Origin of the sequence: Pseudoalteromonas sp. Angola-30 (assembly GCF_028599215.1) — a bacterium.
Lineage (GTDB): Bacteria > Pseudomonadota > Gammaproteobacteria > Enterobacterales > Alteromonadaceae > Pseudoalteromonas > Pseudoalteromonas atlantica.
The window spans coordinates 21,120-47,956 of the sequence record NZ_JAQREI010000009.1; the positions used below are offsets into that span (position 1 = coordinate 21,120).

At 42.3% G+C, this 26,837-nt stretch carries 27 protein-coding genes; 20 read left to right on the top strand and 7 right to left on the bottom strand.

Going from position 1 to position 26,837, the window contains the following annotated elements:
* Positions 1 to 3: 3 nt before the first annotated feature.
* Positions 4 to 1,221 (bottom strand): EAL domain-containing response regulator, encoded by a 1,218-nt coding sequence (locus PSH54_RS12410; RefSeq protein ID WP_004588676.1) that lies wholly within the window; start codon positions 1,219 to 1,221, stop codon positions 4 to 6.
* Positions 1,222 to 1,403: 182 nt separating this feature from the next.
* Here PSH54_RS12410 and PSH54_RS12415 point away from each other — a divergent pair, with 182 nt between their 5' ends.
* Positions 1,404 to 2,420, top strand: a complete 1,017-nt coding sequence (locus tag PSH54_RS12415; protein ID WP_264390858.1) for a metalloprotease — start codon at positions 1,404 to 1,406, stop codon at positions 2,418 to 2,420.
* A 44-nt stretch (positions 2,421 to 2,464) separates the two neighbouring features.
* On the opposite strand, the gene PSH54_RS12420 is transcribed toward PSH54_RS12415, so the two are convergent.
* Positions 2,465 to 3,775: a short-chain fatty acid transporter gene (locus PSH54_RS12420; protein ID WP_064386689.1), complete on the bottom strand. Its 1,311-nt coding sequence runs from the start codon at positions 3,773 to 3,775 to the stop codon at positions 2,465 to 2,467.
* 225 nt (positions 3,776 to 4,000) lie between these two features.
* Here PSH54_RS12420 and PSH54_RS12425 point away from each other — a divergent pair, with 225 nt between their 5' ends.
* Positions 4,001 to 5,068, top strand: a complete 1,068-nt coding sequence (locus tag PSH54_RS12425; RefSeq protein WP_055255152.1) for a potassium channel family protein — start codon at positions 4,001 to 4,003, stop codon at positions 5,066 to 5,068.
* A 19-nt stretch (positions 5,069 to 5,087) separates the two neighbouring features.
* Positions 5,088 to 5,294, top strand: a complete 207-nt coding sequence (locus PSH54_RS12430; RefSeq protein WP_004588680.1) for a PLDc N-terminal domain-containing protein — start codon at positions 5,088 to 5,090, stop codon at positions 5,292 to 5,294.
* A 2-nt stretch (positions 5,295 to 5,296) separates the two neighbouring features.
* Here the strand turns inward: PSH54_RS12430 and PSH54_RS12435 are convergent, their stop codons facing one another.
* Positions 5,297 to 6,328 carry a cytosolic protein gene (locus tag PSH54_RS12435; protein ID WP_273606254.1) on the bottom strand — a complete coding sequence of 344 codons (1,032 nt, stop codon included), beginning with the start codon at positions 6,326 to 6,328 and terminating at the stop codon, positions 5,297 to 5,299.
* A gap of 122 nt (positions 6,329 to 6,450) precedes the next feature.
* Positions 6,451 to 6,909, bottom strand: coding sequence for an EVE domain-containing protein (locus PSH54_RS12440; RefSeq protein ID WP_029773519.1), 459 nt, complete (start codon positions 6,907 to 6,909; stop codon positions 6,451 to 6,453).
* 79 nt (positions 6,910 to 6,988) lie between these two features.
* Here PSH54_RS12440 and tesB point away from each other — a divergent pair, with 79 nt between their 5' ends.
* Positions 6,989 to 7,846 (top strand): acyl-CoA thioesterase II, encoded by an 858-nt coding sequence (tesB, locus tag PSH54_RS12445; protein WP_004588683.1) that lies wholly within the window; start codon positions 6,989 to 6,991, stop codon positions 7,844 to 7,846.
* 196 nt (positions 7,847 to 8,042) lie between these two features.
* On the opposite strand, the gene plsB is transcribed toward tesB, so the two are convergent.
* Positions 8,043 to 10,481 carry a glycerol-3-phosphate 1-O-acyltransferase PlsB gene (gene plsB, locus PSH54_RS12450; RefSeq protein WP_029773518.1) on the bottom strand — a complete coding sequence of 813 codons (2,439 nt, stop codon included), beginning with the start codon at positions 10,479 to 10,481 and terminating at the stop codon, positions 8,043 to 8,045.
* A 413-nt stretch (positions 10,482 to 10,894) separates the two neighbouring features.
* Here plsB and rpsJ point away from each other — a divergent pair, with 413 nt between their 5' ends.
* The 12 genes from rpsJ to PSH54_RS12510 all read left to right on the top strand — a co-directional run bounded on the left by rpsJ (position 10,895) and on the right by PSH54_RS12510 (position 16,701).
* Positions 10,895 to 11,206 carry a 30S ribosomal protein S10 gene (rpsJ, locus tag PSH54_RS12455; RefSeq protein WP_002957900.1) on the top strand — a complete coding sequence of 104 codons (312 nt, stop codon included), beginning with the start codon at positions 10,895 to 10,897 and terminating at the stop codon, positions 11,204 to 11,206.
* Between the two features lie 27 nt (positions 11,207 to 11,233).
* Positions 11,234 to 11,869, top strand: a complete 636-nt coding sequence (gene rplC / locus PSH54_RS12460; RefSeq protein ID WP_004588685.1) for a 50S ribosomal protein L3 — start codon at positions 11,234 to 11,236, stop codon at positions 11,867 to 11,869.
* A gap of 17 nt (positions 11,870 to 11,886) precedes the next feature.
* Complete coding sequence (gene rplD, locus PSH54_RS12465; protein WP_004588686.1) at positions 11,887 to 12,492, top strand: 50S ribosomal protein L4; 606 nt, start codon at positions 11,887 to 11,889, stop codon at positions 12,490 to 12,492.
* Positions 12,489 to 12,791, top strand: a complete 303-nt coding sequence (gene rplW, locus PSH54_RS12470) for a 50S ribosomal protein L23 (protein WP_004588687.1) — start codon at positions 12,489 to 12,491, stop codon at positions 12,789 to 12,791. Before rplD ends, rplW begins: the two co-directional genes overlap by 4 nt.
* Positions 12,792 to 12,808: 17 nt before the next feature.
* Positions 12,809 to 13,633: a 50S ribosomal protein L2 gene (gene rplB / locus PSH54_RS12475; RefSeq protein ID WP_004588688.1), complete on the top strand. Its 825-nt coding sequence runs from the start codon at positions 12,809 to 12,811 to the stop codon at positions 13,631 to 13,633.
* A 15-nt stretch (positions 13,634 to 13,648) separates the two neighbouring features.
* Positions 13,649 to 13,927 (top strand): 30S ribosomal protein S19, encoded by a 279-nt coding sequence (gene rpsS, locus PSH54_RS12480; protein ID WP_004588689.1) that lies wholly within the window; start codon positions 13,649 to 13,651, stop codon positions 13,925 to 13,927.
* Positions 13,928 to 13,941: 14 nt separating this feature from the next.
* The gene (gene rplV / locus PSH54_RS12485; RefSeq protein WP_004588690.1) at positions 13,942 to 14,274 is read left to right on the top strand and encodes a 50S ribosomal protein L22; all 333 of its coding nucleotides are present in this window, start codon (positions 13,942 to 13,944) and stop codon (positions 14,272 to 14,274) included.
* 11 nt (positions 14,275 to 14,285) lie between these two features.
* A complete protein-coding gene (rpsC, locus tag PSH54_RS12490) occupies positions 14,286 to 14,987 on the top strand; it encodes a 30S ribosomal protein S3 (protein WP_004588691.1) in 702 nt (233 codons plus the stop codon).
* A 12-nt stretch (positions 14,988 to 14,999) separates the two neighbouring features.
* Positions 15,000 to 15,413, top strand: coding sequence for a 50S ribosomal protein L16 (gene rplP / locus PSH54_RS12495; protein WP_002957890.1), 414 nt, complete (start codon positions 15,000 to 15,002; stop codon positions 15,411 to 15,413).
* Positions 15,413 to 15,604 carry a 50S ribosomal protein L29 gene (rpmC, locus tag PSH54_RS12500; RefSeq protein WP_004588692.1) on the top strand — a complete coding sequence of 64 codons (192 nt, stop codon included), beginning with the start codon at positions 15,413 to 15,415 and terminating at the stop codon, positions 15,602 to 15,604. The genes rplP and rpmC overlap by 1 nt, the downstream gene beginning before the upstream one ends.
* Positions 15,604 to 15,861: a 30S ribosomal protein S17 gene (gene rpsQ / locus PSH54_RS12505; protein WP_004588693.1), complete on the top strand. Its 258-nt coding sequence runs from the start codon at positions 15,604 to 15,606 to the stop codon at positions 15,859 to 15,861. The genes rpmC and rpsQ overlap by 1 nt, the downstream gene beginning before the upstream one ends.
* Before the next feature lie 552 nt (positions 15,862 to 16,413).
* Positions 16,414 to 16,701 (top strand): hypothetical protein, encoded by a 288-nt coding sequence (locus PSH54_RS12510; RefSeq protein WP_273606255.1) that lies wholly within the window; start codon positions 16,414 to 16,416, stop codon positions 16,699 to 16,701.
* A 189-nt stretch (positions 16,702 to 16,890) separates the two neighbouring features.
* Here PSH54_RS12510 and PSH54_RS12515 read toward each other — a convergent pair whose 3' ends face one another.
* Entirely contained in the window at positions 16,891 to 18,522 is a 1,632-nt protein-coding gene (locus PSH54_RS12515; RefSeq protein ID WP_273606256.1) for an HNH endonuclease signature motif containing protein, read from the bottom strand.
* A 306-nt stretch (positions 18,523 to 18,828) separates the two neighbouring features.
* On the opposite strand from PSH54_RS12515, the gene PSH54_RS12520 reads away from it, so the two are divergent.
* The 4 genes from PSH54_RS12520 (at position 18,829) to PSH54_RS12535 (ending at position 23,851) form a co-directional block, all read left to right on the top strand.
* Positions 18,829 to 20,640 carry an assimilatory sulfite reductase (NADPH) flavoprotein subunit gene (locus PSH54_RS12520; RefSeq protein ID WP_273606257.1) on the top strand — a complete coding sequence of 604 codons (1,812 nt, stop codon included), beginning with the start codon at positions 18,829 to 18,831 and terminating at the stop codon, positions 20,638 to 20,640.
* Between the two features lie 60 nt (positions 20,641 to 20,700).
* The gene (cysI, locus tag PSH54_RS12525) at positions 20,701 to 22,398 is read left to right on the top strand and encodes an assimilatory sulfite reductase (NADPH) hemoprotein subunit (protein WP_024031990.1); all 1,698 of its coding nucleotides are present in this window, start codon (positions 20,701 to 20,703) and stop codon (positions 22,396 to 22,398) included.
* A 42-nt stretch (positions 22,399 to 22,440) separates the two neighbouring features.
* On the top strand, positions 22,441 to 23,181 hold the full coding sequence (locus PSH54_RS12530) for a phosphoadenylyl-sulfate reductase (RefSeq protein WP_004589442.1): 741 nt from the start codon (positions 22,441 to 22,443) through the stop codon (positions 23,179 to 23,181).
* A gap of 127 nt (positions 23,182 to 23,308) precedes the next feature.
* Complete coding sequence (locus tag PSH54_RS12535) at positions 23,309 to 23,851, top strand: DUF4124 domain-containing protein (RefSeq protein ID WP_273606258.1); 543 nt, start codon at positions 23,309 to 23,311, stop codon at positions 23,849 to 23,851.
* A gap of 193 nt (positions 23,852 to 24,044) precedes the next feature.
* Here PSH54_RS12535 and acnA read toward each other — a convergent pair whose 3' ends face one another.
* On the bottom strand, positions 24,045 to 26,786 hold the full coding sequence (gene acnA / locus PSH54_RS12540; RefSeq protein WP_024031992.1) for an aconitate hydratase AcnA: 2,742 nt from the start codon (positions 26,784 to 26,786) through the stop codon (positions 24,045 to 24,047).
* Positions 26,787 to 26,837 lie beyond the last annotated feature (51 nt).

The following is a 26,837-nucleotide window of genomic DNA, read 5'->3' on the forward strand; positions in this document are numbered from 1 at the left end:
AGGTTAGCGTTTAATTGTGCCCCCCGTCGTATTTACCCAGTTTAGTGCCCACTCTATAAAATCGTCTTTGGCTTTAGGGCAGGTAAACAAAAACCCTTGCATGGCTAAATTAGTGCGGTAGTTTTTTAAGTAGAGCGATTCTTCGGCGCGCTCTACGCCTTCGGCTACAAGGGCTAGTTGCTCTTGGCTGGCAATATCAACCAGTGAGCTGACCACCACTTGCGAAAACTGATCTGTTTCAATATTACTAATAAGTGTACGGTCAATTTTTATTTCAGTAAAAGGCAGGCGCTTAATCTGGTTCATGTTGGTAAAGCCAACCCCAAAGTCATCCAATGATATGCCAAAGCCATGCATTCTTAATCTGTTTAAGGTTTCTAGCTGAGAAAGGCTAGACAGCGCATGTTGCTCGGTAATCTCTAAAATTATATCACTAGGTGATAGCTCATTGAGCTGCAATATAAGCATCAGCTTGTTGGGGCAGCTTAAATCATCTAGTTGCGTGGGAGATAGGTTAAAAGCCAGTTTTAGATGCGCAGCAATGTTTGTACGTATAGCTTTTAAATCGCTGGTGGCTTGCTCAAATAAGCTAAAGGTAATTTGATTAATTAACCCCGATTGCTCCGATAACGAAATAAACCGATTGGGCGAGATAATTTCGCCAGTGTGCGTTTTAACGATACGCGCTAGCACCTCAATACTTTCTATTTCGCTGGTTTGAGAATTTATTTTTGGCTGATAGTAAGGGATTATCTCGTTTAAATTGATTGCCTCATGCAATGCTTTTTCTGAAATAGAGGCATGAGAAAGGTCGTTATGTACTGCTAAGTGCTTTGCTTTTTGTAAAACGGTTTTTACTTGGCTAAGTTGCACGGGTTTAGCTAAATTTGCGACTAAATGAATATTGCTATGACGCGCTAAATTGGCAGCTAGGTTAATAACCTTATGATCCATCTCCGAAATTATAACTACTGCGCCTGTAAAATTAAGCTCGCCTAGTTTTCTTATAAACTCCATACCATCCATTTCAGGCATGTTTAAGTCTGTAAATACAATATCGTAAAAGTTTATATCGTCGGTTACATGAGTTAGCGCTTGCTGAGCACTCAGGCATTTTGTAACTTTATTCGAGACTCCTAGCTCATTTAAAATGGCCTCCATAACAATTAAAATCGCCTTTGAGTCATCCACAACTAAAATATTGGGTACCGAAATCGACATGCTCTATCCTTGTAACTGCTTAATATATTAGTACTGTAAAAATAGCGCCTGATCAGCCTTTTGTCAGCTTAGTTTTATATTATTTTTTATCTTCTAAGTGCTTTTGCGCTTATGATTTAAGGCAATTCGTGTTTTTTAAATTCATCGGTATACTAGCGCCATTGTTTTAACTGGTTTTAGTCATGATAAAAATCGATCTCATGCTTGCAGAGCAACCATTAATGCTAATGGTATCTGGGCATAAAATAGTACAAATATTTCATAATCAACAGGCCATAAGCTTTACAACACCCAAAGAGCATTACGCCGAATTTACTTTAGATAATAAGCAAATAGGGATTGATAGCTCACATGTTCATGAGCAGTCTTTATCGTTATTTGTTGATGGTGTGTTTGCTACTGAACTAGCTTTACCTGCGCCGGTAAATAGCCAGCCCAAAAAAGGCTTTTTAGGGCTAGCGGCATTGGGCTTTAAATTATTTAAAAGTGCAAAAGTAATTAAGGTGGCTTTAGCGAGTGCATCGGTTGCCGGCTATGCATGGCTATTTAGTATTGAATTTGCACTAATGCTAATTGCCTGTTTAGTGGTACATGAATACGGACACGTTAGAGCCATGAAATACTTTGGCATAAAAACCAAAGGGATTTACCTTATCCCCTTTGTAGGTGGATTGGCTGTAAGTGACGATAAAATAACAACGCGCTGGCAAGATGTAGTTATATCCCTCATGGGGCCAGCGTTTGGTTTGTTTACCTCTGTGCTGGGTGTGGTTTTATATTACGCCACCGAAATGGACATATTTGCCGGCGTTGCAGTACTCAGTGCCTTATTGAATTTGTTTAACCTTTTGCCTATTTTACCGCTTGATGGCGGGCATGTATTAAAAAGTATCAGCTTTTCAATGCGATCTTGGGTCGGTTTAAGTGTGTGCTTATTGGGCGTGTTATTTGGCTTATGGCTTAGTTATACATTTGGTTTAATGTTACTGGTATTCTTTTTGTTTGTGGGCGCACTGGAAATCGTATTTGAATGGCGCGGCCGACATTACTCGCATTTATTGCCGCTTGATAAATACGGCCAAGGTTTTTCAGCCGCTATGTACGCTATTGTAGTTGCAGGCCATGTGGCAGTAATGATGCACTTTGCAGATTCAGAAAACCCAATATTGAGCCTGCCGATGACGATTTTATCAAGCTAATCGCTATACGCGCAGTATACCTAAATACTGCGCGTTATTAAGGGTTAGTAAAAGCTCAGCACTAGCGATATAAATACCCCCGTTACAAATAACTGCACAACACAAAATCCCATAATGTCTTTTGCTTTTAACCCTGCAATGGCTAATACCGGTAAAGCCCAAAAGGGTTGAATTAAATTGGTCCACGCATCGCCCCACGCAACAGCCATAGCAACACGTGATATATCGGCGCCCAGCTCTTGCGCTGCGGGTATAACAATAGGTGCTTGTACTGCCCATTGGCCGCCACCAGAAGGTACAAACATATTAACAAGCCCTGCACTTATAAAGCTAAAAAATGGCAGGCTATCGGCATCAGCAACAGCTATAAAACCACGCGATATTTGCTGCGCTAAACCACTATCGACCATCACAGCCATAATACCTGCGTAAAACGGAAATTGAATGACAATACCCGCTCCGCTGGGAATTGCTTGTTGCAAGCTATTAAGCAAGTTATGCGGTGTTTGGTGCAAGGTAATGGCTAAAAACAAAAACACAGCAATAATACTGTTTAGGTTTAGGCTACCGCCTGCAACTATAAAGTAATACGCCAAATAGCAAAGGCCAAGTAAACCAATCGAAATGCCAAGCAGCTTTGTGTGTTCTAAATGCTGAGCAGGGCGAGTAATTTTTTCATGTGCGGGCGGGGGCTCTTTAATAAGTGCTGGGTCTACATATACGCTGTTTTTATCACTGGGTAGCATGTAGCGGTTAACCAGCGGCATAATAATAAATAAACCAATTAATATTGCTATGTTAAAACCAGCAAACAGGGTTTGCTCGGTACTAATTATGCCAATGCTATTTTGTGAAAAGTGCCCTTCGGTAGCAATCGTAAGCGGAATTGAGCCTGCTAAGCCGCCATGCCACACCACAAAGCCAGAATAAGCACTGGCAACTAATAGGCGGTAATCAACCTGTGTCTGCCTTGCAATTGCTTTGGCAAATAAAGCCCCAATAACTAAGCCAAACCCCCAATTAAGCCAGCTGGCTAATAGCGAAATAAGCGTGACTAAAAAAATCGCTTTTGGCGCAGTGTTAGCAAGTTTAGCTAATTTTTCTAGTAGTTTATTTATAGGTGGTGTACTAGCCAGCATATAGCCGGTAATCAGCACTAACAGCATTTGCATGGCAAAGCTAAGCAGGTTCCAAAAACCACTCCCCCATGCGTTAATAACTTCAATATGTGTTGCGGGGGTAAAAATACTGGCAGAGAGTAAAGTAATTAAGCTCAGCAATATGACAAATATAAAAGGGTCGGGTAAGTAGCGCTCTACTAATTTGGTAAACGGTGTGGCAATTTTATTAAGCATAATGTGTCTGTGTGTTTTTTAGTCTTATTATAATTAATCATGCTCTTAGCACATTAGCAAACCCGCATTTAGTCTTATATTTTAAGGCCTGAGTATCTTATAGGTTGAACAAAATTTAATCCTAAAAGGGTAACAGGCCTTACTTAAAGGCTTAAACGTTGCTTAAAAGCATGGCTTACAGTAACGTACTGTTTATAGATAATTTACTAACAAAGATTTTGTATCATGCCGGTAATATTTAAGAGGCTAGCGCTACTTGTTCGTGCTCATATCGATCAGCTGAGCTGGCAAGCCGTGGTGCTTGCAATACTTGCTCATATGTTAGTGACTTGGGGGCTGCTATTTATTGCAAATGAGCAAGCGCTTACCTCGTTTACGACCTTTTTTTACTACTACACAGTAACTACCTCAACAGTGGGTTACGGCGATTTTAGCCCAACCAGCGAGCTGGGGCGTTGGGTAGTGGCTTTAATACAAATTCCGTTTGGATTAGCTTTATTTGGCGTTCTGTTAGGAAAAACAGGGCAAACAGTGACTTACTTAATTAGGCGCGCTATGACTGGTGATAAAAACTTTGCTCACAGTAACAACCACATTATTATTTTTGGTTGGCACGATACCCGAACAAAAAAAATGATTGATTATATTCTTGCCGATACCAAGCGCACTGACCGCCGTATTTTGTTGGCGGTTACTGAGCAAATGGATCACCCATTTTTAACTAACGAAAATGTCGACTTTGCCCGCCTAACAAGTTTTACCGATTTAGAAGAGCTTGAGCGCGTAGCTATTAACCGTGCCGACAAAGTTATTATTGATGGGCAAGATGATGACCAAACATTTACAACTGCACTGCGTATTAGCCGTTTAGTTAAAGATGAGTGCCACATTAGCGCGCATTTTTTAGATGAAACCAAGGTCGATATGTTGCTTGAGCACTGCCAAAATGTAGAGTGTAGTAGCGCTAAGTCGGCTGAGATTTTAGTACGCTCAATGCAAGACCCAGGCTCGAGTCGAGTACAAGAAGAGCTATTATCTACATTGCACGGCGACACGCAGTTTAGCCTAGCTATTCCAAGTGAATGCGAAGAGATGGAGTTTGGCACTTTATTTCATCATTTTAAGCATGACTATAATGCTATTTTGTTAGGGGTGGCGCATAACTTAAGTGCACAAAATATGGATTTAAATCCGCCACTTGATTACAAGGTAAACGCGGGCGATATCCTGCACTACATTGCCCTTGAACGTGTGCTAACAAATGAAGTAGATTGGCAAAGCTTGGCCAAATAACCAAGGCTTAGGTTAAATAATGAATGAAGTAGTATTTTTAATAATTATTTTAAGCGCTTATATATTACCCGTGGTGATAGTGGTTAATAGTAAGCGCACCCAAGGCCACGAAAAAAACGGCTGGTTATTAGGCGTAATTATTTTTTCGTGGTTGGGGCTTTTTATGTATTTTACGATTGTGCCCAAGCATGGTCACAAAAAAAGAAAGAAGAATAAACCGTCATAGGTCTATTCTAGCTGCTTGAGCTTGTGCTCAACCAGCGGGTCATCTGGCACTATTTGTTGGGCAACTTCTAATAACTGAATAGCATCATTTGGGTGTTCATCTTGATGTTTAAGTGCGACATCTATTAATGGCTGAATATCTATTTTGGCCTGATGTTCTTGCACATGCACTTCTTTTTCATCTGCTAAAATTTGATGTGCTGTACTTAATAATGCCAAGCGGTGAGGCGAACTCGCATTTGCCTTATTTAGGCTTTGATAATACTCTTCTTTTAAGCGCAAGGTTTTGGTTTGCAAACGAAACTGCGCTATATCAATCTGCTGGTGGCGTATAAAATCAACAGCCACCTGTTTGTAAAAGCCAAACTTAGTGAGGTAGCTTGCGTGGGTACCGTGGCCCATGCCAAACACTCTTAAATGAGTCAGTTGCGGGTACCGCTTAGCATGTAGGCGGTCTATTTTATTGGTGGGGTCATAAATTATATACCCCTTAGCATGGCCTAAATCGAGGTCGTTATACTCACCTTGCCAATCAAATTGCTGCGCAAGCTCTGTGCTGGAGCGGGTGTCCCACGGAACTGTTTCGGTGTTTTTGGTGCTAACAGGATGAAAAAATAAAACCTGATCTAATTTAAGTAATTTTGCAAACGCGCCAACAGCAAAACCACCGCGACTAAGGCCATAGCCTAAGCGGCACTTAAACGGTGTAAGTAAGCTTGATAGCTGCTCCAAAAAGAAGATTAAATTACGGCTTCTAAACCAATTGCTTTTGCCTAAATGTTGGAACGAAATAACATTTACATTTTGTTTTTGCGCTAAGTGATAGCCCCAAGGGGCAAAGTCATCGGTTAGGTCGTGTTCTTGGACGTTGGTGCCCGCGGGGGAAAAAGTAAAAAGCAGGGGCTTACTTAAATCAACAAATTCGTATTTTACATACACATCGCCGAGTAGGTCGCCGCCACACATAGGCAGCTTAGTTTGTTGTTCATCACGGCAAAGCGTTAACCATTCATCTAACCAATACAGTAGTTTCATTAATCCCCCAATTATAACTCGCGGGGGATCGTATCAAACACGGCCAAATGAGGTCAAACATAGCCAAGCTTTAGCCCGTTAATGGTTAGCTACTAATACAGCTTGATATTTACTTACTGAGCTTAATTGCTCATGGCTATTATTTGCTCCCAGTCGTTTTGTGTGACTGGCATTACCGAAAGGCGGCCTGCTTTTTTAAGGGCTAATTCGGTAATCGCCTCGTTAGCTTTAATGTCTTTTAAGCTTACGCGTTTGTTTAAATGGCTTTTATAGGTTACTTCAACTACAAACCAGCGTGGCTTGTCGGGTGTGGCCTTCGCATCGTAATAGTCACTATTTAAATCAAACTGAGTTGGGTCGGGGTAGGCTTCTTTAGTAACAGTGGCTATACCCACAACGCCTACTTGTTTGCAGCTAGAGTGGTAAATAAATACTAAGTCACCCAATTTTATATCGTCACGCATAAAGTTACGTGCCTGATAATTACGCACGCCTTCCCACAGGGTGGTTTGTTGCGGCGCTGTTTTTAAATCATCAATCGAAAAAGCATCGGGCTCAGTTTTAAATAGCCAATAATTCATAGCGTTACTCATTTAGTTAGATTTACATAGCTGCATTGTATAGTATCATTAGCTTATCTGGGGATTGAGAGAACAGCAAATGAGCCAAGTATTAGATGATTTATTATCGTTATTGTCACTTGAAGAAATTGAACAAGGTTTATATCGTGGGCAGAGCCAAGATTTAGGGTTTAGAGCGGTATTTGGTGGTCAAGTAATGGGGCAGGCGCTGTCTGCTGCAAAAGAAACGCTACCAAAAGGACGTGTTGTTCATTCATTACACTCTTACTTTTTACGCCCCGGCGACGCCGCAAAACCGATTGTTTACGACGTAGAAACCATCCGCGATGGTAAAAGCTTTAGCACCCGCCGAGTAAGCGCTATTCAATACGGTAAACCTATTTTTTATATGACTGCGTCGTTTCAGGGTGAAGAAGAAGGCTTATCGCATCAAGCAACCATGCCTAATGTACCGCCACCAGAGGAGCTTCGCTCGTCGCTTGAGTTTTATCAAGAAAACGCCCACCACATACCCGAGGTGATCCGTAATAAGTTTATACGCGAAATGCCCATTGAAATGCGCCCGGTTACTTTTCATAACCCGTTTAAGCCAGAGGTTATTGAGCCCGTAAAGCACATTTGGATTAAAGCCAATGGCGATATGCCCGACGATCAACGCATTCATAATTACTTATTAGCGTATGCCTCTGACTTTGAGTTTTTACCTACGGCATTACAGCCTCATGGCGTATCGTTTATGCAGCCAAATATGCAAGTGGCAACGATTGACCATGCTATGTGGTTCCACCGCCCATTTAGAATGGACGATTGGATTTTATATACCATAGACAGCCCAAGTGCTAGTTCTGGGCGAGGCTTGGTAAGAGGCCAGTTTTTTGACCGCCAAGGTAATTTAGTCGCATCAACGATTCAAGAAGGGGTGATGCGCCAGCGTTAATTTGATTAGGTTTACTAGCAATAGACAGGCTGTTAAGCGCAAATTAGCAGTGCTTTCGCCTAAAAGTTTTGCCAAGAGGTAAGCGTCTTCATGTAGCATTGTTGTTCAATAACTAAACGTACAAAAAAGCCTCAACATGTTAAATGTTGAGGCTTTTTTAATGGTGTTTAATTAGAGCTTAAATTACAGCAGCTCGCTAATTACATTGATCTTGCACTATGTCGCTAACCGATTGCCATATACGTGCGGGTAATAAGGTTTTTAAGTACATGTATATTTCACACAGTTGTGTACTACCGTGAATACCATTCTCACCTTCAGTAATTAGCAGCTCACCGCGTAAATTATCAATAAAGCTTACCAGTACCTTTTTATCAAAAAACTCCGGGGTTTTAATGCCGTGTAAGGTGCCTAAACGGTTTGCCAGTACTTGGCTTTCACGCTCTAATTCGGCTTTTTCAATTCCGTTACTGGTTTGAATAAAGCCTACAACAATGGCATAACGTTGCAACGTAAAGCTAAGCGACCTACCTAGCATTTCAAGTTTGGCTAACGAATCATTCGTGTTAGTAACATGAATGGTATCGCCATCAAGCTCAATTAAGTTTTGATCGCTAAAGTTAGCCAAAATACGGCTTATGTAGTTTTCATCTAGCGGCTGTAAATACCATTCTTTTGCAAACAGAGGGTAAAAAGCCGAAACAAGCTTTTGGCATTGCTCAACCGTACTACTGTGTTGCTTAAATAAGTGCAAAGCAATAAGGCTTGGCACAGCAAATAAGTGCAAAATATTATTACGATAATAGTTAAACAGGGTTTTTTCTTTATCGTTAATTGCAATAATTTCGCCAAATTCATCGCTAATAACATCAAACTTATTAAGCTTAATGGCGTGCGTTAATAGCTGCTCTGGTGTTTCATCGGGGGCGGTGACTTTATCGCTATAGCTTGCATCGCGTTGTAGGCGTAAGTAAAAATCTAGTTGCGCTAATAGCTTAGGCTTACTTAACGCGTGTTTGTCGTTAACTAGCAAAATCATAGCCAGTAAATTCACAGCGTTAAGTGCTGCGGCATTATTAATTTTTACCATTACTTGGTCGGCCAATGCGGCTACTTGAGGGCCTAGCCATTGCGGCTTTTGCACATCGGTAGGGTGTATTGCATCGCGCCAATCAGGTTGGTTGTCGTTTAAGTATTGGTTTATAGAAATAGGGTCGCCAAAGTTTAAGTAACCACGGCCGTAATTTTTAAGGTTTTTAATGGCTTTAAAAATACCAAAAATGGACTCGCCTTTTTTATCTTTACCGGCAAGCTCTTTTAAGTAGGTATTGATTTCCATTACATGCTCATAGCCAATGTATACCGGCACAATAGAAACCGGGCGGTCTATGCCACGTAGCATTGCTTGCAATGTCATGGCGAGCATACCGGTTTTTGGCGGTAGTAATCGGCCAGTGCGGCTGCGCCCGCCTTCAGTGTAAAACTTAACTGAGTAACCTTTAATAAATAGCTGGCTTAAATACTCTTTAAATACGGCTGAGTAAAGTTTATTACCGGCAAACGAGCGGCGTATAAAAAACGCCCCTGAGCGGCGAAAAATACCACCTGCAGGGAAAAAGTTTAGATTAATGCCCGCGGCAATATGCGGCGGCACCAAACCTTGATGGTATATAGCATAGGTAAGTAACAAGTAATCCATGTGGCTGCGATGACACGGCATATAGATTATCTCGTGACCCTTATTTGTTAGCTCATGAATTTGCTCGGTGTATTTTATATCTATACCGTTATAAAGCTTAGTCCACAGCCATGTTAAAATTCTGTCGCCTACACGTATCATTGCCTCAGAGTAATTAGCAGCAATTTCATCTAGTAGTTTTAACGCGTTTTGACGGGCTTCTGTTTGGCTTATTCCTTTTGACTTGGCTTCATCTTGAATCGCTTTTTTTATTGTCGGCGAAGCCAAAAGCGAGTTAAATAATTGCTCGCGAGAGGGCATTTTAGGGCCCGTAGCGGCCAGTTTTTGGCGTTTAAAGTGCACCCGAGCAACACGCAATAGTTTTTGTGGTAGCTCATTTACGTCGGCTTTTTCGTTCACGATAAGTGATAAATCGAGTGGCTGGCTAAAGCGAATAAAGTTATCGCGCCCAGAAAACAGCACAACAAAAAATTTTCTAAACCAACTAGGCGTAAGAGAGTGGGTAATTAAGGTACGAATACCTGGCTTTTCCTTACCTGGGTCGCGCCCCCATAAAATAGTTACCGGCACCACTTGTACATTCTTTTGCCCGCTATTTAATAAATGCTCAACTATTTGCTTACCCTGTGATAAAGCGGCGGTCGGTTTCGCGGTATCGCCAAATAAAGGTGGCGGATTTTTAATACCAATAAAGCGTGCCAGCTCTTGATTTCCTAACGTTTGATATTCGCATGGGTTAGGCAAACCATGCTTTTTACATACATTAGTAAGCGCAGCTAAATCGAAACGCGAATTTAAACGTACTATATAAAAAGTAGGGTGTTCAGGATTAAGGTCATATTGTTCTATTGGGCTTTGGGGAAGGACCTTACTTTTTACCAAAACACGGCTTACGCAGCTAGTAAGAAAATTCAAACAATAATTTAATAAACGCATCGACTCACCATATTGAGAGTATTAAAAGCAAAATTAGCGCATAGGATACCATAATATCTATAAAATCCTGTAATTTGCGTAATCGGTTAAATTATAAACATAAGACTAATTTGGCGCTGAGCAGTTCAATTATAGCTATAAATAACCCGTGGCGGTTATTTGGGCAGCCTTACACCCATAATTAATTTGCAATTAGTTGTTGCATTTATCACCAATATCACTATAATACGCAGGCTTTCAAGATTCCTCTGGAACTTGAAGGGATAAATTAAGCTTGGATTTCAAGCTAATAAACAGGAGTTCCGATTTGGAACTCATCGTAGATATAAATCAACAACCGGCATCTTAATTATTAAGATTGTTTCGGTCGTTTTTTTATGCTCTTTAAATGCTCTTTATATTGAGGTTTAAGAATGTCAAATCAACGCATTCGTATTCGCCTAAAAGCTTTTGACCACCGTTTGATTGACCAATCAACGGCGGAAATCGTGGAAACTGCGAAACGCACAGGCGCACAAGTACGTGGTCCAATCCCACTACCTACACGCTTTGAACGTTTTACTGTACTAACTTCACCGCACGTAAACAAAGATGCGCGTGATCAGTACGAGATCCGCACCCATAAACGTCTGATCGACATCGTAGAACCAACTGACAAGACTGTTGACGCATTAATGCGTTTAGATCTTGCTGCTGGTGTTGATGTTCAAATCAGCCTGGGTTAATCGAAAGATTAGAGAGGTTATAGGAAAATGGCATTAGGTCTAGTCGGTCGTAAAGTGGGTATGACACGTATCTTCACTGAAGATGGTGTATCTATCCCTGTGACAGTTATCGAAGCGACTCCTAACCGCATTGCTCAGATCAAATCTGACGCAACAGACGGTTATAACGCGCTTCAAGTAACCGCAGGCACTAAAAAAGCAAGCCGTGTAAACAAAGCAGCAGCGGGTCATTTCGCTAAAGCTGGTGTTGAAGCGGGTCGCGGTCTGTGGGAATTCCGCCTAAATGGTGGTGAAGGCGATTTTGAAGTAGGCGCTGAGCTTACTGTTGAATTATTCAACGAAATCAACAAAGTTGACGTAACCGGTACTTCTAAAGGTAAAGGTTTCCAAGGTGGTGTTAAGCGCTGGAATTTCAGCATGCAAGACGCTACTCACGGTAACTCTCTATCTCACCGTGCTCCTGGTTCAATCGGTCAAAACCAATCACCTGGTAAGGTGTTTAAAGGTAAGAAAATGGCCGGTCATATGGGTGCTGAGCGTGTAACGACTCAAAACTTAGAACTAGTTCGCGTTGACGCTGAGCGTAACTTGCTTTTAGTTAAAGGTGCAGTACCTGGCGCTATCGGCGGTGACGTTATCGTTAAACCAGCTGTTAAAGCATAAGTCCTGGAGATTTAGTGATGGAATTAGCAATTAAAGACGCTTCTGGCGCTCTTGAAGTTTCTGAAGCTACTTTTGGACGTGAGTTTAACGAAGCATTAGTACACCAAGTAGTTGTTGCATACGCAGCAGGTGCTCGTCAAGGTACTCGTGCTCAGAAGACACGTTCTGAAGTAAGCGGTGGTGGTAAAAAACCATGGGCTCAAAAAGGTACTGGCCGTGCACGTGCTGGTACAATCCGTAGTCCAATTTGGCGTTCAGGTGGCGTTAGCTTCGCAGCTAAACCACAAGACCACAGCCAAAAAGTAAACCGTAAAATGTACCGCGGTGCGATCAAAAGCATCTTATCTGAATTAGTTCGTCAAGAGCGTTTAATCGTTGTTGAAAGCTTTGGTCTTGAAGCACCAAAGACTAAAGAACTAGTTTCTAAGCTTAAAGAACTTGAGCTTAAAGATGTTCTTATCGTGACTGAAGAAGTAGATGAAAATCTTTTCTTATCGGCACGTAACCTGTACAAGGTTGACACGCGTGATGTAGCTGGTATCGATCCTGTAAGCTTAATTGCTTTCGACAAGGTACTTATTACAGCTGCTGCTGTTAAGCAACTTGAGGAGGCGCTAGCATGATCCGTGAAGAACGTCTTTTAAAAGTGATCCTTGCTCCACATATCTCTGAAAAAAGCACAATTGCTGCTGAAGAAAACAATACTATTGTTTTTAAAGTAACAAATGACGCAACTAAAGCTGAAATTAAAGCAGCAGTTGAGAAGCTTTTTGAAGTAGAAGTAACGGGTGTTCGCACACTTAACGTTAAGGGTAAAACAAAACGTACTGGCATGCGTTTCGGTCGTCGTAGCGACTGGAAGAAAGCTTACGTTACTCTTAAAGAAGGTAGCGAGCTAGACTTTGTCGGCGGCGCCGAGTAATAAGGGGAGTTAGAATTATGGCACTTCAAAAGTGTAAACCAACTTCTGCGGGTCGTCGTCACCTAGTTAAAGTGGTTAACCCAGATTTACATAAGGGTAAACCTTACGCACCACTATTAGAGAAAAACTCTAAATCAGGTGGTCGTAATAACAATGGTCGTATTACGGTTCGTCATATCGGTGGTGGTCATAAGCATCATTACCGTTTAATCGATTTTAAACGTACTAAAGATGGCATTCCAGCCACTGTTGAGCGTTTGGAATATGATCCAAACCGTAGCGCAAACATCGCTCTTGTATTATATGCAGACGGTGAGCGTCGTTACATTATCGCACCTAAAGGCTTAAAAGCTGGCGATGCAATCCAGTCTGGTGTTGATGCACCAATCAAGCCTGGTAATGCATTACCTATGCGTAACATGCCTGTAGGTTCGACTGTTCACAACGTAGAATTAAAACCAGGTAAAGGTGCTCAAATCGCACGTTCTGCTGGTGCATACGTTCAAATCCTTGCGCGTGATGGTCAATACGTAACATTACGTCTTCGTTCTGGCGAAGTACGTAAAGTACAATCTGATTGTCGTGCAACGCTAGGTGAAGTAGGCAATGCTGAGCATATGCTTCGTTCACTTGGTAAAGCAGGTGCAAATCGCTGGCGTGGTATTCGTCCGACAGTTCGTGGTGTTGCCATGAACCCGGTTGATCACCCACACGGTGGTGGTGAAGGTCGTACATCTGGTGGTCGTCATCCTGTGTCTCCATGGGGTAAGCCTACTAAAGGTGCTAAGACGCGTAAGAACAAGCGTACGGATAAATTTATAGTACGTCGTCGTACTAAGTAATATTGAGGAATAGCCATGCCACGCTCTCTCAAGAAGGGTCCTTTTATAGACCTACACTTGCTGAAGAAGGTAGAGAAAGCTTTGGAAAGCGGTGAAAAGAAGCCAATTAAAACTTGGAGCCGTCGTTCAATGATCATACCTAACATGATCGGATTGACCATTGCTGTCCATAATGGTCGCCAGCATGTACCAGTTTTCGTTTCTGACGAAATGATCGGTCACAAACTAGGTGAATTTGCACCAACTCGCACTTACCGTGGCCATGCTGCGGATAAGAAAGCGAAGAAACGCTAAGAGGGGAATGATAAATGCAAGCATTAGCTAAACATAAATTCGCCTCTGGTTCGGCGCAAAAAGCTCGTCTAGTTGCAGATCAGATCCGCGGACTACCTGTCGATCGCGCTCTAGAAATCCTGGCGTACAGCCCGAAAAAAGCGGCTGTATTAGTTAAAAAAGTACTTGAGTCTGCTATTGCTAACGCAGAGCATAACGAAGGTGCTGACATTGATGAGCTTCGTGTAACTACGATTTTTGTGGACGATGGTCCTACAATGAAACGTATTATGCCACGTGCTAAAGGACGCGCAGACCGCATCCTTAAGCGTACAAGCCACATCACTGTTGTGGTTTCAGATAGCTAGGAGTATAAGTAATGGGACAAAAAGTTCATCCTACTGGTATTCGCCTAGGTATATCTAAACCTTGGGTTTCTACCTGGTACGCGAGTTCTAAAGATTTCTCTGATCAGCTTTTTGGCGATCACAAAGTACGTACTTTCCTTACAAAGGAATTAAAAGCGGCTTCTGTGTCTAAAATCGTTATTGAGCGTCCAGCAAAATCGATCCGCGTAACAATTCACACGGCTCGTCCGGGTGTTGTTATCGGTAAAAAAGGCGAAGACGTTGAAAAGCTACGTCAAGCGGTAACTAAGATCGCAGGTGTACCTGCTCAGATTAATATTTCTGAAGTACGTAAACCAGAGTTAGATGCACAACTAGTAGCAGACGGCATTGCCTCTCAGCTAGAGCGTCGTGTTATGTTCCGTCGCGCTATGAAGCGTTCGGTACAAAATGCAATGCGCATCGGTTCTAAAGGGATCAAAGTTGAAGTTAGCGGTCGTCTTGGCGGCGCAGAAATCGCACGTTCAGAATGGTATCGTGAAGGTCGTGTACCTCTACATACTCTTCGTGCTGATATCGACTACGCAACTTCTGAAGCCTTAACCACTTATGGTATCATTGGTGTTAAAGTTTGGATCTTCAAAGGCGAAGTTATTGGTGGTTTACCACTAGTACAAGAGCAAGAGAAGCCAGCTAAACGCGCACCAAAGAAAGCCAAGAAAAGTGCTAAGTAGAGGTAGCGAGTAATGTTACAGCCAAAACGTACAAAATTCCGTAAAATGCACAAAGGCCGCAACCGCGGTTTAGCGCAAAACGGTAACAAAGTAAGCTTCGGTACTTTCGGTTTGAAAGCTACTGGTCGTGGCCGCATGACTGCTCGTCAAATCGAAGCAGCTCGTCGTGCTATGACGCGTCACGTGAAACGTCAAGGTAAAATCTGGATCCGTGTCTTCCCTGACAAGCCGATCACAGAAAAGCCTCTTGAAGTTCGTATGGGTAAAGGTAAAGGTTCTGTTGAATATTGGGTTGCTGAAATTCAGCCTGGTAAAGTACTTTACGAAATGGAAGGTGTTTCTGAAGAGCTTGCTCGTGAAGCGTTTGACCTTGCAGCTCGTAAACTGCCATTCAAAACAACTTTCGTAACTCGGACGGTAATGTGATGAAAGCAAGCGAACTAAAAGACAAAAGCGTAGAAGAGCTAAATGCTGAACTTCTAGGACTTCTTCGTGAGCAGTTTAACCTGCGCATGCAAGCAAGCACTGGTCAGTTAGCTCAGACACACACGCTAAGAACAGTACGTCGCGATATCGCGCGTGTAAAAACAATTATTAACCAGAAGGCAGGTCAATAATGAGCGATAAAATTCGTACTCTTCAAGGCCGTGTAGTAAGCGACAAGATGGAAAAATCTTTCACTGTTGCTATCGCACGTTACGTGAAGCACCCAATCTATGGGAAATTCATCAAACGTACTACTAAGCTACACGTACATGACGAAAACAACACAGCAAAAGCGGGTGACGTAGTTACTATCCGTGAATGCGCACCAATTTCTAAGAATAAATCTTGGACTTTAGTAGACGTTGTTTCTAGTCCAAAACAAGCTTAATTTTTAAATTAAGTAAGTTTTGTAAAAAAAGCCCTGGCATTAGCCGGGGCTTTTTGTTTGCAGGAGCTGCAAGTCTAAAGCCGTCAGTCGTCAGTCACTTGGAGTAAAGTTGAACGCCGTAGCTTGGGTTGACTAGGATACCCGAGGAGAAATGAAGGTCAAGAATACGCTGGCATTACATTTATGCCACCATAAAGAATATTACCAATATATGTTAACTGTAGTTTTATTATCAAGTTATTGATTTATAATTAAATTTAAATTTGACTTTTAGGTGTTTTTTATGTTAATTGACAGGTTCTTCTTTTGGGTTTATAATGGTTCTATAAAGTGGTTAATAAGGCTAAATAAGTAATCAATTAAGTTATAGATACCCCATCAAACTAACCAATTAAGGAGGTGCGAACTAAAATAGAACTCTGTACATATCAAATGTACCCCACCCTACGATAACCATAAGCACAACTTTTCTTCAAACTAAAATAAATAACTACACATTAAGCTTATCCTTTATGTGGGTTTAGTTGTGCTCTTTAATAATAAGGAAAAATAATGAAAGAAAAAGGCGACTCTAAAATTTATACAAACTGCAATATAATCACACTTAATATTCATCAAGAAAAGAAAGAAGAAGACTCTCATCCAAATTATTTCTTTAGAAGATTAGTAGGGAACTTAGTCTTTTTATGTTTGTTTTGTATTGAATTATTGTTTAGCTCATGGTTCGGCTCAACTGTATATCCGCATATAGTTAGTTTTTTTATAAGCAAATTTCCTGCTGAGGCCCTCTCAACTATAAACTATCTACTTATTTTAATAGGGGTAGGTTTTTTTAAATAATAAGTCTCCAATCGATTATAAAGAACATTCCGATTGTGGTAATAAAAAGCCTTTGCAAGTGCAAAGGCTGATGTTTTTCTGCGCTGACCGCTGACCGCTGACCGCTGACCGCTGACCGCTGACCGCTGACCGCTGACCGCTGACCGCTGACCGCTGACCGCTGACCGCTGACCGCTGACCGCTGACCCTTTACCAAATCATCTCAACAAATTCAGGGTGATCGATATACGGGTTACGATTACCTTGAAACTCATAAGCTGCTTGGTTACGGTCAAGTTCCATTTGGCTAACAGGGTCGGCGTTATGCCAGTTAAGTAGCATAGCTACCACCCAGTTTTCGAATACTTGATTGCTTGTACCATTAAGGACTGCATTACTGGCAGTTGTGTTATTTTGCCACGAGCCTATTACATTCTCGTAGCGGGTTGCCATGTAAAAATAAGCGCGGGCAAAGTCACCTTTAAACTCATCAATTGGCTCAAACACCGTACCTGAGTAATTAATAGAGCTTGCTGCTGAACCGACTTTACTACCGTTTGTTGATGTAAATGATGCGCTAGCCACTTCACCAAAAGGGTAGTTACTACGTTTTGAGTTTACATAACCGTCGGTTGCATAAATGTGGTGCACGTCTGAATTCATTGGCTCATTTGTGCCGCCAAACCAGCTTTTAGGGAACGAATGCTCACGGTTATAGCAATCTGCTTCACTGTTATAAGTACCACACTGATCGCTCACCGCGGTGTAAGTATAGCTGTCGCTACCATTTGGCTTTTCACTATACATATCTAAAATACTGTTATCGTTTTCAAAGTATTTATCGCGTGCTGAAGAATCGTAAAAGTTCCAAATAGCTGAGTAACCTTGCGAGCTGTGATTTTTGATAATGTTATAAAGCTCAGTTTTTAATGCATAGCCAGATAAACCTTGAGTTGTTACGTAGTAACCTGTTGGTGTTGGGTTAGTGCCACCGCCAGTATCACCACCAGAGCTATCGCCTAATTCAAAAGTTGTACTATCTGTGTTATTAAAACTTGCGCCACTGGCAAGTGTGGTGCTGCCCTGAGTGAGCGCGTAATTACCATTACCTACGTTACAGCACATACCGTCGCCATAGCTGTCACTTATAACTAGGGTGTATGCGCCATCAGTTAAACATAGTTGCTCATTATATTGTGTGTTAGAGGCATAACCACTACCACTGGCTACGCTGCTACCTTGGCTGTTGTTAACCACCCAGCTGGTTTCGCTGCCGTAGTTATCGGTATTAAGTGTTAAAGTAAGGCTATGGTCGTTACAGCTGCCTGTAGCGCCGCCGTCTGTATTAGGCAAAAAATTATCTATATAAACGGTTTCATTGCCATCAAAGCCGCTCATATCGTAAAAACGTAAACCAACATTAATGGTTTTATTACTGCTAGGCGTATAACTGTGGTTAATTGTTTGCCACTGGTTAGTTTGCGCTTGGTTAGAGTACCCTTGGTAGCCATCTACATACAGGCGGGCTCTTATGCTTCCTTCAGTGTGATATACATCCACTGAGAAATCATATGTTTTGCCAGCCTCCACACTAACTTGTTGTAATAAGTCGGTATTGCTTTGCGAGCCGGTGGTCACATTAATAGCCGCCGCGCTGTTTGCGTTATTTACGATACTGGTTGAGCGCGATACATTAATACCGCTATCAATTGTGGTCCACGCGTCAGGCGTATTGCCTGTCCACTGCTCAAATCCGCCATTTGCGACATTGGCCATTGCTGGGGTGGCGGCAATCAGTAATGCCGTGCTAAGTAACTTATTTTTGTATGTCCCGTGTGACATGATTTTTCCTATTTTTTATAGTTGAGTAAATAACATACACTATCTGCACAAGGTTACAAATTTGTTAAATACAAAATTAATAAAATAGCAATAATAAGCCTTTAAGCTGTTTTTGAAGGTCTTTATATAAATTAATAACTAAATGGAATAACAAAGCAGATTCTATTCTTTTTTTCTCACCGCATAGCCCGCTATCCTGCACACTAATAAAACCTCAGCAGAGTTACTCTGGGTGAGGTAAAACTCATTTTGAACAGCGCACCATGTGGGCTGTATGTAATTTTCAGGGTTATGGGGAACAAATTCATGTTGTTAGGTCAACTTAACGCAGCGGCAAGCCCGCTATCGCAAGAGCAAGTACAAAAGCTGCAAGGCTTAGTAGCAGAACTTAATCCGATTCAGCAAGCGTGGGTAAGTGGTTACTTAGCTGCAAATGCTAATTCTGCGGCTCTTGGTGGGCCAGCGCCTACAGCGGCTGCAAGCGATGCTGCGCCACTTACTATTTTGTATGGTTCGCAAACAGGTAATGCAAAAGGTGTGGCGACTAAGCTTAAAGAGCAAGCAGAGTCGCGCGGTCTAGCTGTAAAACTTGTGAGCATGTCTGACTACAAACCTACAGCCCTGAAAAAAGAAAAGTTTTTAACCGTTGTTGTATCTACCTACGGTGAAGGTGAGCCACCTGAAGATGCTGAAACACTGTATGAATTTTTAACTACCAAAAAAGCACCTAAGTTAGATGGCGTTAAAGTCGCGGTACTGGGTTTAGGCGACTCTAGCTATGAGTTTTTCTGCCAAACAGCAAAAGACTTTGAAGAGCGTTTAAACAAACTTGGCGCAGAAACTATTTTCCAACGTGCCGACCTAGATGTTGATTACGATGATGAAGCAGCCACTTGGATCACCGGTGCACTTGATGCATTCGAACCTGATTTAAAAGCGCAGCAAGATGCTGCTGGCGGCCAAGTTGTATCAATGCCATTTGGCGCGCCAACAGCGGCAGCAAGCCAATACACTAAGCAAAACCCATTTGCGGCAGAGCTTGTTACCGTACAAAAAATTACAGGGCGCGATTCTACTAAAGATGTACGCCATGTTGAGATTTCGCTTGAAGGCTCAGACATCACCTACATACCTGGTGATTCATTAGGCGTGTACTTTTTAAATGATGAAGCCCGCGTAGATGAGCTACTAACACACACGCAAATCGATTCAGGCACACTTGTAAAAGTGGGCGAAGAGTCACTGCCTATTCGCGATGCATTAATCGAAAAGTTAGAGCTTACTCAGTCATACCCAGGCTTTGTAGAAAAATACGCAGTTGCAACGGGCACGCCAGAGCTACTAAAGCTTGTAGAAGATAAAGCCGCTATGCGTGAGTACATTGAGCCTCGTCAAATTTTTGATGTAGTGGCACAAAATCCTGCAAAAATAGACGCACAAACCTTAGTAGATTGCCTACGTAAACTACAAGCGCGCTTATACTCAATCGCTTCAAGCCAAAGCGAGGTTGAAGAGGAAGTGCACTTAACGGTAGGTTTAGTTGAGTTTGACGCCTTTGGCAGCGAACATTTAGGTGGCTGCTCTGGTTATTTAGCACGCCGTGCTGAAGAAGGGTGTAAAGTTAAAGTATTTAGTGAGCACAACGACAACTTCCGTTTACCTAGCGATGATAATACCCCCATTATTATGGTTGGCCCAGGTACCGGTATTGCGCCATTCCGTGCATTTTTACAAGAGCGTGACTCGCGAGAAGCACAAGGCAAAAATTGGCTGTTTTTCGGTAACCCACACTTTACACAAGACTTTTTGTACCAAGTAGAAATTCAGGGTTATTTAAAATCAGGCCTATTAAGCAAAGTTGACGTTGCATTTAGCCGTGACCAAGCCGAAAAAGTATACGTACAAGACAAACTACGCAAAAACTCAAAAGAAATTTTTGAGTGGCTAGAAGCAGGTGCGCATTTTTATGTATGTGGTGATGCAAACCGCATGGCAAAAGATGTACACAACGCCTTAGTTGATATCATCAGCGAAAACACCGGTAAAAGCTACGAAGACGCAGAGCAATATTTAAAAGACTTACGTAGTGCTAACCGCTATCAGAAAGACGTGTATTAATCACGTTTCTTATTTTATTAACAGCTAGCAGCCGTCACTGTAACAAATTTAGGATTTAAAATGAGCGAACAAGATAAAAACGTAAAACTTTCTGATAACGAACGTTTGAAAAGAGAAAGTAACTTTTTACGTGGCACCATAGAGCAAGACTTAAAAGATGAAATTACCGGTGGTTTTACAGCCGATAACTTCCAACTTATACGTTTTCACGGTATGTACCAGCAAGATGACCGCGATATACGCCCTGAGCGCGCAAAGCAAAAGCTAGAGCCGCTGCACAATGTAATGCTACGTGCACGTATGCCTGGCGGTATTATCAAGCCTGAGCAATGGCTAGCAATTGATAAATTTGCCGATGAAAAAACAAGCTACGGCAGTATTCGTTTAACAACACGTCAAACGTTTCAATTTCATGGTGTATTAAAGCCAAATATTAAAGGCATGCACCAAATGCTTAATAGCGTTGGTATTGACTCTATTGCCACCGCAGGCGATGTAAACCGTAACGTACTATGTACGACTAACCCTGTTGAGTCAGAGTTACATCAAGAAGCGTATGAGTGGGCTGCAAAAATTTCTGAGCATTTACTTCCAAAAACGAAAGCATACGCTGAAATTTGGTTAAATGGCGAAAAGGCAGAAACCACAGAAGAGCCAATTTTAGGTTCTAACTACTTACCGCGTAAGTTTAAAACCACGGTTACTATTCCGCCTAACAACGAAGTTGATGTGCATGCGAATGACTTAAACTTTGTTGCTATTGCTGAAGATGGCAAGCTTGTTGGCTTTAACGTACTTGTAGGTGGTGGCCTTGCTATGACTCACGGTGATACGGCTACGTATCCGCGTAAAGCTGACGACTTTGGTTTTATTGCCCTAGAAGACACCTTAAAAATTGCTGAGCACGTTGTATCAGTGCAGCGCGATTGGGGTAACCGTTCTAACCGTAAAAATGCAAAAACTAAATACACACTAGACCGTGTTGGGTCTGACGTATTTAAAGCCGAAGTAGAAAAACGTGCCGGTGTAAGCTTTGCACCAAGCCGCCCTTATGAGTTTACTCACCGTGGCGATCGTATCGGTTGGGTAGAAGGCATTGATGGCAAGCACCACCTTACGCTATTTATACAAAGTGGCCGTATTTTAGACTACCCAGGTAAGCCATTAAAAACAGGTTGTCGTAAAATTGCAGAAGTGCACCAAGGCGATATGCGCATGACGGCTAACCAAAACTTAATTATTGCCGGTGTGCCTGCCGATCAAAAAGCAGTTATTGAAGAAATTGCCCGTAACCACGGCCTAATTGATGACAAAGACACTGAGCAACGTAAAAACTCAATGGCGTGTGTAGCATTGCCAACGTGTCCGCTTGCTATGGCCGAAGCTGAGCGTTACTTACCAAGCTTAATTGAAAAAACCGAAGCACTACTTGCTAAGCATGGCATACCTGATGACAGCATTATTATGCGTGTTGTAGGTTGTCCTAACGGTTGTGGCCGCGCAATGCTTGCAGAAGCTGGTTTAGTAGGTAAAGGCCCTGGTAAATACAACGTTTACCTAGGTGGTAATTTAGAAGGTACACGCATTCCTAAACTGTACCTAGAAAACGTAGGTGAAGATGTTTACCTAGACGCGTTTGATAAGCTAATTGGCCAGTGGGCAAGTGAGCGAAACGACGGTGAATGTTTTGGTGACTTTGTAATTCGCAAAGGCATTGTTGCTGAAGTAAAAGTATCAGTAACCGATTTTCACGCTTAATTAAATACCCACGCGGAGCGTGGGTGAGGTTTAAAATTGACCATGAGTGAATTTAAAAACATATTACAGCTTGATAAGCAAAGCCAAGCGGCATTGCTTGCAGATGCAAACGGCATACTTGCACCAATGAGTGCGGAGCAGCGTGTTGCATGGGCACTAGAGAACTTACCCGATACAGCTTTTTTATCATCAAGCTTTGGTATTCAAGCGGCGGTCATGCTGCATTTAGTAACATCTCAGCGTCCTGATATTCCTGTGGTATTAACCGATACGGGTTATTTATTTCCAGAAACATATCAGTTTATTGAGCAAATGACAGCGCGCCTATCACTCAATTTACAGGTGTATAAAGCTGAGCTAAGCCCTGCATGGCAAGAAGCTAAATACGGTAAATTATGGGAACAAGGCGAGGACGGTATTAAGCAATATAATCAGCTTAATAAAGTAGAGCCCATGACCCGCGCATTAAAAGAAATTGGTGCCGGTACCTGGTTTAGTGGCCTGCGCCGTGACCAATCGTCGACCCGTGCAGATAAACAGTTTGTTGAGATAAGCCGAGGTACGGTAAAAGTGTACCCGATTATTGAATGGTCAAACCGCGATGTATATCAATACCTTACCAAGCATGATTTACCTTACCACCCATTATGGGAGCAAGGTTATGTGTCGATGGGTGATGTGCATACTACGCGTAAACTTGAGCCAGGTATGAGCGAAGAAGAAACGCGCTTTTTTGGTTTAAACCGCGAATGCGGACTGCATATTGACGGCGATGGTATTTAAAAAAAGCGAATGCTAAACAACTATTTAAACGCAACTTAGGTTGCGTTTTTTATTGCAAAAAAATTGCCTGATTAAGTATTTTTTATTAGACTTGCCTTTCAAGGATTCATTTTTAAGCAGGAACGCTATGAAATACTTCACCTACTTGGCAATATCAGTCATGATCATTGCTGTTATCTCTTTGTTTTACCTAAAAAAGCCAGATGGCCAAACATGGCTTTCTAGTTCATCTATTAGTGCTGAATCTCACAAAATTAAAGAAAAAATGGTCGCGTTATCTACCAATACGCTTAATCAGGCAGTGCAAGGTGCAAAGCAAGCGGGTGATAAAATTGCGCAGAGTGTAAACAATGATGCGGCGACAATTAAACCCGGTAGTAAAATTTATAAGTGGCAAGATAAAAACGGCCAATGGAATTTTTCAGATACGCCTAATGCAGATGGCAAAAGTATTGAGGTAAAACTTGATGCCCGTGATGTCACTGTTGTAGCCGCAGAAGACACCTCAATTTTGAGTAGCAGTGCAAGTACCTCAAAAAAGAGTATTCAACCACCTACGCCTACCGTTTACAACGCTGAATCTATTCAAAAACTGTTTGAAGATGCCGAAAAGGCAAAGCAAAAATTAGAGCAGCGCAGTAAAGAGATGCAAAGTATAGGTGGGTACTAAATTTTATTGTGTGCTTAGCATTAAAACTTACTCAATATGAGGGGGTTTGTAATTTGTGAGCTGAGTTACTGCGCCTTCGTTAGGCTAAGGGCTTATAACCAGTTAAGAGCAATATCAAGTTGCAATACTCGTTAATTTTTTTGTGCATAAAAAAGCCTAGCGACTGCTAGGCTTTTTAGTTTTAAGTATATGATTAGTCAAGCATGTTACGTAAAACGTATTGTAGAATACCGCCGTGCTTGTAGTAATCCCACTCTTTAGGGGTATCTATACGTACATCGGCGCTAAAGCTGACTTTTTTGCCCTCAGCATTCGTGGCAATAATGCTCACTTCATTCGTTTTGTCGTACAAACCTTCAATATCAAACTGCTCTTGGCCAGTTAAATTTAATGATTCGTGGCTCTCACCTTCTTTAAACTGTAAAGGCAGTACACCCATACCAATAAGGTTAGAGCGGTGAATACGCTCATAACTTTGTGCAACCACCGCTTTTACACCTAATAAGAGTGAGCCTTTTGCTGCCCAGTCGCGTGATGAACCGGTACCGTATTCTTTACCAGCTAACACAATTAATGGTGTGTTACTCTTTTCATATTCCATTGCGGCATCGTAAATGCTGGCAAGCTTGTCATCAGGTTGGGTGCGAGTAACGCCACCTTCTGTACCTGGTGCGAGTAAGTTTTTAAGCCTAACGTTCGCAAATGTGCCTCGCATCATCACTTCGTGGTTACCACGGCGTGAACCGTACGAGTTAAACTGCGCTTTTTCTACGCCTTTTTCCTGTAAGTAAATACCGGCTGGCGCTTCAGCTTTAATGGCCCCCGCAGGAGAAATATGGTCAGTGGTTACTGAGTCGCCAAGTTTAGCTAAACAACGCGCCCCTTCAATTGTTGGCACGCCTGGTGGTTCAACGCTCATGCCCTCAAAGAATGGTGCTTTTTTAATGTAAGTTGACCCATCATCCCAATCATAGAGCTTACCATCAGGAATTTGAATTTTTTGCCAACGGCTGTCGCCTTCGTATACGTTGGCATAGCTTTTTTCGAACATTTCTCTGGTTACCGTTTTCTGTACTAGTTCGCTGACTTCGCTCACGCTTGGCCAAATATTTTTTAGGTAAATATCGTTACCGTTTTCATCTTGCGCTAATGGCTCGTTGTATACATCTATGTCTGTACGCCCTGCAATGGCATACGCTACCACAAGTGGAGGCGAGGCTAAAAAGTTCATTTTAACGTCTTGGTGTATACGCCCTTCAAAATTACGGTTACCCGATAAAATAGAGCTTACAACTAGCTTATGCTTTTGAATAGCTTCGCTAATTTCATCTGCAAGCGGGCCTGAGTTACCTATACACGTGGTACAACCATAACCGACCAAGTTAAAGCCTAAGCTTTCTAGGTCATCCATTAGGCCTGCTTTTTCAAGGTAGTCGGTTACCACTTGCGAACCGGGTGCAAGCGATGTTTTAACCCACGGTTTTACATTAATACCCAGCTGTTTAGCCTTTTGAGCCACTAAGCCTGCGGCTAAAATAACACTGGGGTTAGAGGTATTTGTACAGCTTGTAATCGCGGCAATAACACAGGCGCCATCGTTTAGTTCAAATTCTTGGCCTTTAAACTTCACTTTGGCTGCACCCATAAACTGCGCTTCGTCTACCGGTTCATCTGGGTTGGTTGTTGGGCCTTCACTTTCAATGCGCGCTTCTTCAATATCGCTTTTATCACGACGAGCCATACGCTCATCTTGGAAACCTTTTAGGTGCTGGCCTATCACATCACCGGCTTTATCAAGTGTAATTCTGTCTTGTGGGCGTTTAGGGCCTGCAAGGCTAGGTACTACGTCGTCTAATTTAAGCTCAAGGGTGTCTGTGTAATGCGCTTCGTCGCCTTCATGGCGCCATAAGCCTTGGTGTTTAGCGTAGTCTTCGATCAGTTTGAGGTGATCTTCATCGCGGTTCGTTAAACGCAGGTAGTTAATTGTTTCATCATCAATGGGGAAAATACCACATGTTGCACCGTACTCTGGCGCCATGTTGGCAATGGTTGCTCTATCGGCGAGCGGTAAATCAGCTAGGCCGTCACCATAAAACTCAACAAATTTACCCACTACGCCGTGGTTACGTAGCATTTCGGTAACGGTGAGCACTAAATCGGTAGCTGTGGTGCCCTCGGGTAAGCGGCCATTTAATTTAAAGCCCACTACCTGAGGAATAAGCAAGCTAATTGGTTGCCCAAGCATGGCTGCTTCGGCTTCAATACCGCCTACGCCCCAGCCTAGCACACCTAAACCATTAATCATGGTGGTGTGCGAATCAGTCCCTACAAGGGTGTCTGGGTAGGCTATTGATTTTCCGTTTTCACTGTCGTTAAAAACAACACGCGCTAAAAACTCTAAGTTTACTTGGTGCACAATACCTGTAGCTGGTGGCACTACTTTTAAATTATCAAAAGCAGTTTGCCCCCAGCGTAAAAATTCGTAGCGCTCTTTATTTCGTTCGTATTCTAGCTTGGCATTTAAATCAAACGCACCGTCGTCACCATAGCCATCTACTTGTACTGAGTGGTCAATTACAAGTTCAGCAGGAGAAAGCGGATTTATTTTTGCAGGATCGCCACCTAGTTTTTCCATTGCATCACGCATGGCTGCTAAATCAACAATGGCGGGAACACCTGTAAAGTCTTGCATTACCACACGTGCCGGCGTAAAGGCTACCTCAGCTGAGGGCTTTGCTTTAGGGTCCCAGTCAAGAAGGGCTTGAATGTCTTGTTCTTTAATATTTACGCCATCTTCATTGCGTAATAGGTTTTCTAGTAATACTTTGAGAGAAAAGGGCAATCGCTTTGCTTTGTCGCCTAATCCTTTAAGTGAGTGAATATGGTATTGCTCGCCATTAATCGTTAATTGTTGTTGGGTGTCGAAACTATTCATTTTTTGCCCCTTTGATACTTAGGATTATGTCCTTGATAAAATAACGTGTTT